This window comes from Microbacterium sp. AISO3, from assembly GCF_002204305.1.
In the GTDB taxonomy this organism is placed as follows: Bacteria; Actinomycetota; Actinomycetes; order Actinomycetales; family Microbacteriaceae; genus Microbacterium; species Microbacterium arborescens.
Genome location: NZ_NHRF01000006.1, coordinates 137,948 through 150,348, shown reverse-complemented (window position 1 = coordinate 150,348; position 12,401 = coordinate 137,948). Strand labels below are relative to the sequence as shown.

Below are 12,401 nucleotides of genomic sequence, written 5' to 3'. Positions count from 1 at the left end.
GAACGCACCGCCGTCGCGAGAACGCACCCGAAACGGTGCGTTCTCGCGGGCGCGGTGCGTTCTCGGTCGCGGCGGCTCAGCCGGCGCGGTGGGTGACCGCGGCGAGGGGATGCGCGGCGTCGAGGTCGGCGAGGGCCACGACCCCGTCGATGCCGACGCCGACGGGCGCCACCAGGCGCACCGACGCGTCGCCCGTGTGCAGGTCGGCGGTGAATGCCTCGAGCAGCGGTGCCGAGCCGAAGACACCGCCGATCGCGCACACCGGGAAGGTCTCCTCGTCGGTGCGGACCTGGGCGATCGCCGCGCGCACACTCTGCGCGAGCTCGTGCGCGGCGCGCACCGAGATGTCCTGCGCGACGGCGTCGCCGGCGACCGCGGCACGCGCGACGACGGCCGCGAAGCTCGCGACGATGCGGACCCGGTCGGGGTCGGCCTGCAGACTCATGTAGGCCTGCGACAGGTCCGGCCAGCGGTCCGAGACCGCCGCCGTCAGCTCGGTCGTCGGCCCCCGGCCGTCATAGGCGCGCATCACGGCATCCAGGGCCTCACGGCCGATCCAGTATCCGCTGCCGGCGTCGCCCATGATCCAGCCCCACCCGTCGACGCGAGCGGTGGTCTCCGCGCCGACGGCGAGGGTGACGACCCCGGTGCCGGCCGCGACGACAGCCCCACGCCGGTCGCCGAGCGCGCCGAGGAACGACGTCGTCGAGTCGTGGGCGAGGACGACGCGGCGCACGCCGTGGGCCGCCGTGAGAGCGAGCATCGCGTCGGCGTCGGCATTCGCGTCGGTCAGCCCCGAGATGCCCGCGACCACCACGTCTGCCGGCGCGCCCGTGTGTGCGATCGTCTCGGCCACGACGGATGCGAGCTGGGGGAGGAGCGGCTCGCCGGTCCGGATGCCGGGAAAGAGCAGGTCGCCGCCGGATGCCGCAGCCGCGCGCACCTTGATGCCGCTCTGTCCTGCGTCGATCGCGAGCACTCGCCGTGTGCTCATGCGCTGCCGCCGAGCACACGACGCAGGAAGGCGGCTTGCGCCTCCCACTGGTATCCCTGGCCGCCCTCGTGCTCGTTGAAGGGGAAGACCGACATCTCCTTGTGCGCGCCGCGGTAGGCGTTGAACGCGGCGTAGACCGTCGAGGGCGGGCACACGGGATCGAGCAGTCCGACCGAGAACAGGGTCGGCGCGTCGGCGCGGCGAGCGAAGTTCACGCCGTCGAAGTACGACAGTGTCTCGAAGGCCCGCGCCTCGGCGCCGCGGTGCACGGCGAGCCAGCGCACGACCTCCTGGTAGGGGTCGCTGCCGGTGAAGCCGATGGCGCGCTCGAAGTGGCAGAGGAAGGGGACGTCGGGCATCGCCGCGACGAGACCCTCGCTCAGGCCGGCCGCGGCGATCGCGATGCCGCCGCCCTGGCTGCCGCCGGTGACGGCGACCCGGGAGGCGTCGACCTCCGGCAGCGATCGCACGGCGTCGACCGCGCGCACCGCGTCGGTGAACACCCGCCGGTAGTAATAGGTCTCGGGCGACTCGATGCCGCGCGTCATGAAGCCGGGCACGGCCGGGCCTGAGCCGTGGGGGTCGGGGGTCTCGCCGCCGCTGCCCCACACGCTGCCCTGTCCGCGGGTGTCCATGACGAACGAGGCGTACCCCGCGGTGGCCCAGGCGAGTCGCTCGGTCGGCAGACCGCGTCCGCCGCCGTAGCCGACGAACTCCACGACCGCCGGCAGCGGCCCCTCGCGATGCGCGGGGAGGATCAGCCACGCCTTCACGGGGTCGCCGCCGTACCCCGGGAAGGTCACGTCGTGCACGTCGACCGTCGCGTACAGCTCGGATGCCGCAGACACGGTCACCTCGCCGCCGGCCTCACGCGAGCCCGCGATCGTGGCGGACCAGAAATCGTCGAAATCGCTGGGCTCGCTCACCTCCGGGCGGTAGTCCTGAAGTTCGGCGAGCGAGAGATCGAAGCGCGGCACGCGCTCACCCTAGCGCGAAGCCCGCAGGCGTGAGAGATATCTCGACATCGAGAGAACCACGCCCGTGCGATACGCTGAGGATCGACCCTCGACGCGCTTTTTGGAGAGACGACACGTGCCCGACTCGACCATCATCTACACGTACACCGACGAGGCGCCGGCACTGGCCACCGCCTCCTTCCTGCCCATCGTCGAGGCCTTCGCCGGCGCGGCCGGCGTGGCCATCGAAACCCGCGACATCTCGCTGGCGGGCCGCATCCTCGCCGCCTTCCCGCAGAACCTCACCCCCGAGCAGCAGGTCGGCGACGCCCTGGCCGAGCTCGGCGGCCTGGCGACGCTGCCCGAGGCCAACATCATCAAGCTGCCGAACATCTCGGCCTCGATCCCGCAGCTGAAGGCGGCCATCGCCGAGCTGCAGGCCGCGGGGTACGACATCCCGAACTACCCGGACGAGCCGCAGAACGTCGACGAGAAGGACGTCCGCGCGCGCTACGACCGCATCAAGGGCTCCGCCGTGAACCCCGTGCTGCGCGAGGGCAACAGCGACCGCCGTGCGCCCCTGTCGGTGAAGAACTACGCGCGCAAGCACCCGCACCGCAACAAGCCGTTCGCCGAGGGGGCGAAGACCCGCGTCGCGACGCTGGGTCACGACGACTTCAAGTCGAACGAGACCTCGACGGTCATCGAGGGCGACGACGTCCTCGCCATCCGCTTCACGGCTCAGGACGGCACCGTCACCGAGCTGAAGTCGGGCCTGAAGGTCCTGCCGGGCGAGGTCGTCGACGCGACGTTCCTCTCGGCCGCGGCCCTCGACGCATTCCTCGCCGACACCGTCGCGCAGGCCGCGTCGGACGACGTGCTGTACTCGGTGCACCTGAAGGCGACGATGATGAAGGTCAGCGACCCGATCATCTTCGGCCACGTCGTGCGCGCCTTCTTCGCCGACGTCTTCGCGCGCTACGGCGACGACCTGGCCGCCGCCGGCCTCACCCCCAACGACGGTCTCGGCGCCATCCTCGCGGGGCTCTCGCAGCTCGCGAACGGCGACGAGATCCGCGCGGCCTTCGAAGCGGCCATCGCCTCCGGCCCGCGCCTGTCTTACGTCAACTCCGACAAGGGCATCACGAACCTGCACGTGCCCTCCGACGTGATCGTCGACGCCTCGATGCCCGCCCTCATCCGCAACGGCGGCAAGCTGTGGGGCGCCGACGGCGGCGAGGACGACACGATCGCCGTCATCCCCGACTCCTCCTACGCCGGCGTCTACCAGGCGACGATCGAGGACGTCATCGAGCACGGCCCCCTCGACCCCGCCACCATCGGCTCGGTGCCCAACGTCGGTCTGATGGCTCAGGCCGCCGAGGAGTACGGCTCGCACGACAAGACCTTCGAGATCCCCGCCGCGGGAACCGTCGAGGTCGTCGACTCGTCGGGCGGTGTCCTGCTGTCGCACGAGGTCCAGGCCGGCGACATCTGGCGTGCGACGCAGACGAAGGACGTCGCGGTGCGCGACTGGGTGAAGCTCGCCGTCACCCGCGCGCGTGCGACGGGTGTGCCCGCCGTGTTCTGGCTCGACGAGAACCGGGCGCACGACGCGAACCTCATCGCGAAGGTGAAGACCTACCTCGCCGACCACGACACCGACGGCCTCACGATCGAGATTCTGGCTCCCGCCGACGCGACGCGCTACTCGCTCGAGCGCATCCGTCGTGGCGAGGACACCATCTCGGTCACCGGCAACGTGCTGCGCGATTACCTGACCGACCTCTTCCCGATCCTCGAGGTGGGCACGAGCGCCAAGATGCTCTCGATCGTCCCGCTGCTGGCCGGTGGTGGTCTGTTCGAGACCGGCGCGGGCGGTTCGGCTCCGAAGCACGTGCAGCAGCTCGTCGCCGAGAACTACCTCCGGTGGGACTCGCTGGGCGAGTTCTTCGCCCTCGCCGCCTCGTTCGAGCACCTCGCCGAGTACACCGGGAACGCTCACGCGAAGGTGCTCGCCGACACCCTGGATGCCGCGACCGGAACGTTCCTCGAGCAGGACAAGTCGCCGGGCCGCGCGCTGGGCACGATCGACAACCGCGGCAGCCACTTCTACCTCGCGCTGTACTGGGCCCAGGAGCTGGCGGCTCAGACGGTCGACGGCGAGCTCGCCGCGGCCTTCGCTCCGGTCGCCGAGGCCCTCGCCGCGAACGAGTCCACGATCGTGGAAGAGCTGATCGCGGTGCAGGGTTCGCCGGCCGAGATCGGTGGCTACTACCGTCCCGACGCCGAGCTGGTCGCCGCCGTCATGCGCCCCTCGGCGACGCTCAACCGCATCATCGACGGGCTCTGAGCTCTTCTCGATACGGCGGAACGCCCCGGTCGCTTCGGCGTCCGGGGCGTTCCTCGTCGTGCGTGGGGGAGTCCGTCAGAAGCGGATCTCGGCGACGACCTCGCCGTACTCGGTCTCGTCGACAGGTGTGAAGCCGACGCGCGTGAAGAACGCCTCGGGGCCACCCTCGCCCGCCTCGTAGATCACGTTGAGGCAGTCGAATCCGCGCATGCGCGCCTCATCGACCAGTTGCTCGACGGCGAAGCGTCCGACACCGCGGCCCTGGTCGTCGGCGTCGACGTTGATCCGCCACAGCACGGAGCGGAAGTGCTCGTGCGGCGCGTCGGGGTCGAAGCCGGCGCTGACGAAGCCGACGACCTCGTCGCCGTCGAGGATGACGCGCTGCCAGGACGTCGCCGGGTCGACCACGGTCGCGGCGATGGCGTAGCTCTCGGGCACGACGAAGCGCTCCTGCCCGGGCTTCAGCGACAGGTTGTTCACCGCGACGATCGTCGACGCCGACAGTTCTTCCACTCGGAGGTCAGCCATGGTCACAGGCTAACGGTGATCGATCCGCCGCGCATCGGTCGATCGGACGATGAGACGGGACGCGCCGATCAGGCGTGGACGTAGACGTCGGTCCCGGCGACGGCCCACTCGTAGATCTGGGCCGCGCGCGAGTCGGGCATGCCGACGCAGCCGGCGCTCATGCGATTGCCCCAGTTGCTGTGCCAGTAGACGCCGTGGAACGCCTGGTCGCCGTTGAAGTACATCGCCCACTTCACGTCGGGCTGCACGTAGCTGACGCCCGAGTCGGCCGCGGTGCCGCGCATGTCCTGGCGCGGGGTCTTCCACCCGATCGTGTAATAGCCGGTCTGCGTGTCGGCGCCGGGGCGGCCGGTGGAGACGAGCCACGAATCGACGACGACGCCGTTCTCCTTGAGGTACAGGCGCTGTTCGCTCAGGTCGACCTCGAGCAGGCGGGTGATCGTCTCGGTGGTGACGGGAACGACCTCGACCGGCAACCGATAGGCGGCATCGCCCGTCGCGAGCTGCTCGGCGAACCCCGCGGCGATGCCGTCGGTCGAGGTCAGCGTGCGGCCGTCGAGACCGGCGTCGGAGTCGTCGATGATCTCACCGGCGGCATTGGCGAACACCACGCCGTTCACCGGCGCGCGATCGACGAGCCCCGGAAGCGTGTCGACGACGGGCTGGATCGCGGCGGCGTCCGCCGTGATCTCGAACGAGCCGTCGTCCTTCGTACCGATCGTGAGCCAGCTCGCGGCCGTCGCGCGGTCGACGGGCACCGTGCGCTCGTCGCCGACGTAGAAGCCGACGCCGTCGAGCATTCCGTTGAGCGAAGCGGCGGCCTCCTCGGCAGCGGCGGTGGTCGTCAGTGCGGACACGGGGGTCAGCTCGGGGTCGATGACGGCCTCGGTCGTGCCGGAGTCGAAGGCGCTCTGCAGGCCCGCGCGGGCCGCCTCGGGATCGACTCCCGCGCCGGGGACGTCGGGACTGACGACATACGACGTGCCGTCGAACGAGAGGGAGGCCGGCGTGGGCTCGACGTACAGGTCGCCTGCGGCGCTGCGCAGAGCGTCGGTGGCAGCCGCCTCGTCGAGCGTGATCGGTGCGTCGATGGGGTCGCCGAACCACTGCGTGATGTTCCAGGCGGGCCGGGCGTCGAAGGCCGAAGTCGCGAGGGCGGTGCCGTCGACCTGCGCTCCGAGGTCGGCGCCCGAGATGCTCGCGCCGCCGTCTCCGAGGGTGACGGTGGTCTGGTCGAGACGGTCCTGCACGGCGGATGCCGCGGCGCCGGGCGTCATGAATCCGACCGGGACCCCCGAGATGGTCGTACCGGGGGCGATCAGGAAGAATGACGCAGCAGCGGCACCGAGGGCGACCACGCCGACGGGGACGCCGATCCACAGGCCGAGGCGCCGCTTCTTGCGCGCCGGCTCGACCGGTGCCCACTCGACGCGCTGTCCGGGATCGCTCGAGAGCACGTCCGACTCGGCCGTGCTCTCATGATCGTGCTTCGACGCGACATCCGTCACCGCTGTACCCCCGTCTGCGCGTTAACGCGCACTCGGAACTCATGGTACGCGACACCGGTCCGAGAGCGGCCTGAGTGAAACCAGAGCGTTATGCAGCGGCGCGACCCCGATCGCGCCCGACGTCAGTTGGTGCCGCAGAGGTCGGTGTACGTGTCGATGCTGCCCTGCACGTCGCTCAGCGCCGTGGTGAGCTCGGTCGCCCGATCGGTGTCGCCAGCGGCGACGGCTTCCATCGAGTCGGCGGCCGAAGAGAACGCGGCCTGCAGATCGGGCAGGATGCCGGACACCTCCGCGTTCGTCACCTCGGCGGCCGCGTCGCCCATGCCGTCCGAGATCGTCCGCAGTGCGCCGGCCGCGGCGGCGGGGTCGGAGGGGTCGATCTCCTGGATGCCCTGCGTCGCCTCGGTCATGACGTCGTTGACCTGCGTGCACGCCTCCTCGACCGACTGGGTGCTGGCGGGGCTCGCGCCGCCGGCTGCAGAGTCGTTTCCTCCGGTGCAGCCGGTCAGGGCGACGAGTGCGAGAGCGGTGACGGCGAGGGCGGGCAGGCGACGGTTCATGGGGGTTCTCCTCGGGGCGGCGATTCCTCCACCCTACGGAGGAGCAGCGCTCGAACGTTCCCCTTGACATCGGCCGGGGATGCGGAGCGCGGATGTAACAGGTTTGTAAACATCACTAGCAAACCCCGGCCCGCGGGTTGTGCGCGACCCATTCGTAAGGTCTACTAACAAACATGACGAACACCGAGACCGAGGCCCCGCGGCGCACGACGCGCACTCGGCGCCCGGGCGCGAAGATCCTGCCCGAGCACGCTCGGGCGCACAATCGCGCACTCGTGCTCGAGCGGCTCTTCCACGGGGGAGCGATGAGCCGCGCCGACCTCGCGCGTGAGACCGGCTTGACCCGCGTCACGATCTCGGACCTCGTCGCAGAGCTCATCGGCGACGGCTTCGTCGCCGAGCAGGGCACGCGCGAGGCCGCGGGCCCGGGCAAGCCCGCCATCCTCGTCGATCTCGCCCGCGACGGGCACCGCATCGTCGGCCTCGATCTCTCGGGCAACGACCGCTTCGCGGGGGCCGTGATGACCCTCGACGGCGAGATCGTGGCCCGTCACGAGGTCGTCGTGCCCCGCGACCGCGCCGCGATCCTGCCGGCGGTCGTGGAACTGGCGCGCACGCTGGTGCGCGACGCGCACGCTCCCGTGCTCGGCGTCGGCGTCGGCACCCCGGGTGTCGTCGACGCCGCGGGGGTCGTGCTGGCGGCGCCGGGCCTCGGCTGGGAGGAGGTCGACCTCACCGGCATCCTGAGCGAGGCGGTCGGCGTGCCGGTACTGGTCGCGAACGACGCCAACGCCGCGGTGCTGGCGGAGCACACGTTCGGCGGTGCCGGCGACGACATCATCCTCGTGAAGGTCGGCCGCGGTGTCGGTGCGGGCCTGCTCACGGGTGGCGACCCGCTGCGCGGCGCGCGCTCGGCGGCCGGTGAGATCGGACACGTCACGGTGGGCACCGACGGCGGCCCCGACTGCGTCTGCGGCAAAGTGGGATGCCTCGAGGCCTGGATCTCGGTTCCCTCGCTCTCCGCCCGCATCGATGCCGGCGACGCGGACGACCGCGAAGGACTCCTGCGCGACGCCGGTGAGCGCCTGGGAATCGCCCTCGCGCCGATCGTCGGCGCTCTCGACCTGTCGGAGGTCGTGCTCTCCGGCCCCGCGGAACTTCTCGACGGGGCGCTCGCGAGCGCCGCGGCCGAGACGGTGCGCACCCGCACGCTCGCCACGTTCCACGACGAGCTGCAGGTGCGGATGACGGAGCAGGGACAGGACATCGTCCTGCGCGGTGCTGCCGTCATGGTCCTGTCAGGGCGCCTCGGCGTCTCCTGACCTCGCTCCACAGCTCCATAGCCCCACCTGCACCACCCGCTCCACACCCGGACGAGCCCATCCGACTCGTCGACACCAGAGAAGAAGGAATCACCATGAAGAAGAGCCTCGGAGCACTGTCGCTCCTCGGTGTCTCCGCCCTGCTGCTCGCCGGTTGCGCGAGCGGCGACGCGGGACAGAGCGCCGAGACCGGAGACCTGACCGTGTGGCTGGTCGGCACCGACACGCCGCAGGATGCGCGCGACTACCTCAAGAAGACCTTCGAAGCCGAGAACGAGGGCTGGACGCTCACGATCGAGGAGAAGACCTGGGCAGACACCGCGGACAACTATGTGGCCGCGCTGTCGTCGAACGACGCGCCCGACCTCGTCGAGGTCGGTAACACGCAGTCGCCCGGCTTCATCGACCAGGGGCTGTTCCTCGACATCTCCGATCTCGAGGCGGACCTGGGCGGCGACGAGCTGCTGCAGAGCTTCGTCGAGCTCGGGTCGGCAGACGGCAGCCTGTACGCCGCTCCCTATTACGCGGGGTCGCGCATCGTCTTCTACTCGCCCTCGTCCTACAGCGGCGAGGTGCCCACGACGCTCGAGGAGTACGTCGCCGACGGCATCGCCGCGACGACCGCCACGAAGTCGGGCATCTACGCCCCCGGCAAGGACTGGTACAACGCGTTGCCGTACGTCTGGGCGAACGGCGGCGAGATCGCGACGCAGGACGGCGACACCTGGAAGGGCGGATTCTCCAGCTCGGGCGGCATCGCCGGTCTGACGATGCTCCAGGACGTCTACCAGAACGCGACGATCGCGCCGGCCGACGCCGACGAGACCGACCCGCAGGTTCCGTTCTGCGCCGGTGAGATCGGCTTCCTCTCGGCTCCGGCGTGGGTGAAGTGGTCGATCCTCGCGTCCGCCGACGACGCGAAGGCCCCGGGCTGCCCCGAGACCGCCGGCGCCGACCTGAAGGCGTTCGCCCTCCCGGGCATGACCGCCGGCGAGGTCGCTCCCGTCTTCGCGGGCGGCTCGAACATCGCGATCGCGGCGAAGTCGGACGCGCCCGACAAGGCCGAGGCCGCGCTGAAGATCATCCTCTCGGAGGGCTACCAGAAGATCCTCGCCGAGAACGGGCTCATCCCCGCCCTGACCTCGTTCGCAGAGTTCCTGCCCGACGACGAGATCACGGCCGAGGCCGCGAAGGCCGTCGCATCATCGAAGGCCGTGCCGGCGAGCCCGAACTGGTCCGAGGTCGAGTCGTCGGGTGTCATCAAGGACGCCCTCGTGAAGATCGCGCAGGGCGGCGACGTCACGGCGATCGCGACCGAGCTCGACGGCCAGATCGAAGCGATCCTCAACAAGTAGTCGAGCGTCGTGGGGCGCGGGGCCGGGCTCCGCGTCCCACGACGATCGCAGAGAGGGCAGGACGATGACTAACGTCCTCACGCGCACGCCGACCCCGCGAGAGCGGGCTCGCCGCCGTCGCGACAACGTCGGCGCGCTGACGCTCCTCGGCCCCTCGCTCATCATTCTCGGAGTGATGGTCGGGTATCCCGCCGTGCTGATGCTCGTGCAGTCGTTCACGGACTACGCCATCCGCAACAAGGTGCAGGGCACGCTTCCCGACTTCATCGGGTTCGAGAACTACCTCGAGGTCTTCACGCAGTCCGACTTCCCGGCCGTCCTCGTCCGCAGCCTCGGGCTGATGGTCGCGATGACCGTGCTGATCGTCGGGCTCGGCGCCCTGGTCGCAGTGCTCATGACGCGCCTGCGGCGCGGCTGGCGCATCCTCGTCTCGCTCGGTCTCCTGCTCGCCTGGGCGATGCCGCCGCTCGCGGCGACCACCGTCTGGGGGTGGATCTTCGACTCGCAGTACGGCATCGTCAACTGGGCCCTCAACACCATGACGGGATCCACCGACTGGACCAACCACTCGTGGCTGGCGAACCCGTGGTCGTTCTTCTTCGTCCTGACCGTCATCGTCGTGTGGCAGGGGGTGCCCTTCGCCGCTTTCACCCTGTACGCCGCGCTCGGCCAGGTGCCCGCCGAGGTGCTCGAGGCGGCATCCCTCGACGGCGCGGTCGGGTGGCAGCGGTTCCGCCTCGTCGTGTTCCCGTACCTGCGCAACGTCGTCACCGTCGTCGTCGTGCTGCAAGTCATCTGGAACCTCCGCATCTTCACGCAGGTCTACGCGCTGCAGCAGCGCGGCGGCCTCATCTCCGAGACCAACGTGCTCGGCACCTACATCTTCCGGCAGGGACCGGGGGAGTTCGGCGTCACGAGCGCGATCGGCGTGCTCATGGTCGTGCTGCTCCTCGCCCTCTCGTGGGGATACATCCGCACCACGCTCAAGGAGGAGGAGCTGTGAGCACCCAGGTCACCCCCGCGACCCAGCTCGGCACGATCGGGGTCGACGAGGTCGTCGGCGAGGTGGGCCGGGCGAAGCGTCCCCGGCCGCGTTCGCTCGCCGTCCGACGACCGCCGCGTCGCCGCATCCTCTCGCGAGCAGGGCTCAACCTCGCCGCACTCGTGGTATTCGTGTGCTCGGTGTTCCCGGTGTACTGGATGCTGAACATGTCGTTCACGCGCGGCGAGAGCATCATCAGCCGCACACCGAGCTTCCTCCCCTTCGACTTCACGCTCGGCAACTACGCCACGGCGTGGACGCGCGAGGCGGCCCCGGGGCAGACCGACTTCGTGCACGGGCTGCTCTCGTCGACCCTCGTGACCGTGGGCGTGCTCGTCGTCACGCTGGTGCTGGCCTTCCTCGCCTCGATCGCCGTCGCCCGCATCCGCTTCCGCGGGCGGCGCTCGTTCATCGTCGCGGTGCTCATCGTGCAGATGATCCCCGGCGAGGCGATGATGTTCACGATCTACGGCATGATCGACGACTGGCGTCTGATGAACACCCTCATCGGCCTCGGAATCGTCTATGTCGCCGCCGTCATCCCCTTCACGATCTGGACGCTGCGCGGATTCGTCGCGGGCGTTCCGGCCGATCTCGAAGAGGCGGCCATGATCGACGGCTGCACTCGCACCCAGGCGTTCTGGAAGGTGACGTTCCCCCTGCTCGCGCCCGGACTCGTCGCGACCGGCATCTTCGCCTTCATCCAGTCGTGGAACGAGTTCACGATGGCGCTGCTGCTCATGAAGGGCTACAACCTGACCCTCCCGCCGTGGCTGCTGTCGTTCCAGTCGGCGACGGCCGCGACGAACTGGGGCGCGGTGATGGCGGCATCCACTCTCATCTCGATCCCCGTCGTGATCTTCTTCCTCATCGTGCAAGGGCGGATGTCGGGCGGGCTCGTGTCGGGGGCCGTGAAGGGATGACGCTGCGCATCGGTGTCGACGTGGGCGGCACGAAGATCCTCGCCGTGTCCGTCGACGATGACGGCGGCGAGATCGCCCGCCGTCGTCGGCCGACAGGATGGGGCGGGGATGCCGTCGCCGACGGTATCGCGGCGGTCGTCACCGACCTCGCGGGGGCGGCGCCGGAGGTCGCCGTCGGCGTGGGCGTGCCCGGGCAGATCCGGCCCGGCAGCGGTGTCGTCGAGCATGCCCTGAACCTCGGGGTCGACCGGTACGACCTCGCGGGAGCCGTGGCGGCGCGGATCGGCGTCCGGCCGGCGATCGACAACGACGTGCGGTACGCGGCGGTCGGGGCGCAGGCGCTTCGTCCCGCGGGCGGATCGCTCGCCTACCTCAACCTCGGAACCGGCGTCGCCGCGGGCATCGTCGACGAGACGGGGCCCCGGCGCGGCGGGCGCGGCGCGGCCGGTGAGATCGGGCACATCCCCATCGATCCGAACGGTCCGCGCTGCCGCTGCGGACAGCGCGGATGCATCGAGGCGTTCTCGGGCGGCGGAGCGGTCGCCGAGCGCTGGGGCGGTTCCGCGCCGCTGCCCGTGCTGGCGGTCTTCGACGCCGCGGATGCGGGGGACGAGCGGGCCGCCGGCATCCGCGCCGACGTGGTGCGCGGCGTCGAGGCGGCGGTCCGGCTGCTGGTGCTCACGACCGATGTCGACGCGGTCGTCCTGGGCGGGGGCGTGTCCGCGCTCGGCGACCGGCTCCTCGTCCCGGTGCGGGCCGCGCTCGCCGCATCCGCCGGCGCATCGTCGTTCCTGCGGTCGCTGCGTCTGGACGAGCGGGTCGAGCTCGTGCCCCGCGATGTGCCGGTAGGAGCGCTCGGC

10 protein-coding genes and 1 pseudogene are annotated in these 12,401 nt (G+C 70.6%); 6 read left to right on the top strand and 5 right to left on the bottom strand.

The genetic code is table 11. The features are described from left to right. Nucleotides 1–76 precede the first annotated feature (76 nt). Together CBF90_RS10685 and CBF90_RS10680 are read right to left on the bottom strand one after the other, a co-directional pair. On the bottom strand, nucleotides 77–994 hold the full coding sequence (locus CBF90_RS10685; RefSeq protein ID WP_088380571.1) for an N-acetylglucosamine kinase: 918 nt from the start codon (nucleotides 992–994) through the stop codon (nucleotides 77–79). Next, complete coding sequence (locus CBF90_RS10680; RefSeq protein ID WP_023955646.1) at nucleotides 991–1,971, bottom strand: acetylxylan esterase; 981 nt, start codon at nucleotides 1,969–1,971, stop codon at nucleotides 991–993. Before CBF90_RS10680 ends, CBF90_RS10685 begins: the two co-directional genes overlap by 4 nt. A gap of 115 nt (nucleotides 1,972–2,086) precedes the next feature. Here CBF90_RS10680 and CBF90_RS10675 point away from each other — a divergent pair, with 115 nt between their 5' ends. After that, nucleotides 2,087–4,303, top strand: a complete 2,217-nt coding sequence (locus CBF90_RS10675; protein WP_088380570.1) for an NADP-dependent isocitrate dehydrogenase — start codon at nucleotides 2,087–2,089, stop codon at nucleotides 4,301–4,303. Nucleotides 4,304–4,378: 75 nt separating this feature from the next. On the opposite strand, the gene CBF90_RS10670 is transcribed toward CBF90_RS10675, so the two are convergent. The 3 genes from CBF90_RS10670 to CBF90_RS10660 all read right to left on the bottom strand — a co-directional run bounded on the left by CBF90_RS10670 (nucleotide 4,379) and on the right by CBF90_RS10660 (nucleotide 6,899). Next, nucleotides 4,379–4,831 carry a GNAT family N-acetyltransferase gene (locus tag CBF90_RS10670; RefSeq protein ID WP_023955643.1) on the bottom strand — a complete coding sequence of 151 codons (453 nt, stop codon included), beginning with the start codon at nucleotides 4,829–4,831 and terminating at the stop codon, nucleotides 4,379–4,381. A gap of 68 nt (nucleotides 4,832–4,899) precedes the next feature. After that, entirely contained in the window at nucleotides 4,900–6,339 is a 1,440-nt protein-coding gene (locus tag CBF90_RS10665; protein ID WP_064955730.1) for a L,D-transpeptidase family protein, read from the bottom strand. 122 nt (nucleotides 6,340–6,461) lie between these two features. Beyond that, complete coding sequence (locus CBF90_RS10660) at nucleotides 6,462–6,899, bottom strand: hypothetical protein (RefSeq protein ID WP_023955636.1); 438 nt, start codon at nucleotides 6,897–6,899, stop codon at nucleotides 6,462–6,464. A gap of 173 nt (nucleotides 6,900–7,072) precedes the next feature. Between CBF90_RS10660 and CBF90_RS10655 the strand changes: the two genes are divergently transcribed. The 5 genes and pseudogenes from CBF90_RS10655 to CBF90_RS10635 form a co-directional block, all read left to right on the top strand. Beyond that, nucleotides 7,073–8,221 carry an ROK family transcriptional regulator gene (locus tag CBF90_RS10655; RefSeq protein ID WP_088380569.1) on the top strand — a complete coding sequence of 383 codons (1,149 nt, stop codon included), beginning with the start codon at nucleotides 7,073–7,075 and terminating at the stop codon, nucleotides 8,219–8,221. A 95-nt stretch (nucleotides 8,222–8,316) separates the two neighbouring features. Beyond that, on the top strand, nucleotides 8,317–9,576 hold the full coding sequence (locus tag CBF90_RS10650; protein ID WP_088380568.1) for an extracellular solute-binding protein: 1,260 nt from the start codon (nucleotides 8,317–8,319) through the stop codon (nucleotides 9,574–9,576). Nucleotides 9,577–9,640: 64 nt separating this feature from the next. Continuing rightward, nucleotides 9,641–10,579, top strand: a complete 939-nt coding sequence (locus tag CBF90_RS10645; RefSeq protein WP_023955630.1) for a carbohydrate ABC transporter permease — start codon at nucleotides 9,641–9,643, stop codon at nucleotides 10,577–10,579. After that, nucleotides 10,576–11,541, top strand: a complete 966-nt coding sequence (locus CBF90_RS10640) for a carbohydrate ABC transporter permease (RefSeq protein WP_088380567.1) — start codon at nucleotides 10,576–10,578, stop codon at nucleotides 11,539–11,541. Before CBF90_RS10645 ends, CBF90_RS10640 begins: the two co-directional genes overlap by 4 nt. Beyond that, a pseudogene (locus tag CBF90_RS10635) lies at nucleotides 11,538–12,296 on the top strand (ROK family protein); the annotation flags it as partial. The gene CBF90_RS10640 and the pseudogene CBF90_RS10635, both read left to right, overlap by 4 nt. Between the last annotated feature and the right edge of the window lie 105 nt (nucleotides 12,297–12,401).

Coding starts and splice junctions, on each gene's coding strand:
- CBF90_RS10645 (WP_023955630.1), top strand. CDS start 9,641: ATGACTAACGTCCTCACGCGCACGCCGACCCCGCGAGAGCGGGCTCGC.
- CBF90_RS10650 (WP_088380568.1), top strand. CDS start 8,317: ATGAAGAAGAGCCTCGGAGCACTGTCGCTCCTCGGTGTCTCCGCCCTG.
- CBF90_RS10655 (WP_088380569.1), top strand. CDS start 7,073: ATGACGAACACCGAGACCGAGGCCCCGCGGCGCACGACGCGCACTCGG.
- CBF90_RS10685 (WP_088380571.1), bottom strand. CDS start 994: ATGAGCACACGGCGAGTGCTCGCGATCGACGCAGGACAGAGCGGCATC.
- CBF90_RS10670 (WP_023955643.1), bottom strand. CDS start 4,831: ATGGCTGACCTCCGAGTGGAAGAACTGTCGGCGTCGACGATCGTCGCG.
- CBF90_RS10660 (WP_023955636.1), bottom strand. CDS start 6,899: ATGAACCGTCGCCTGCCCGCCCTCGCCGTCACCGCTCTCGCACTCGTC.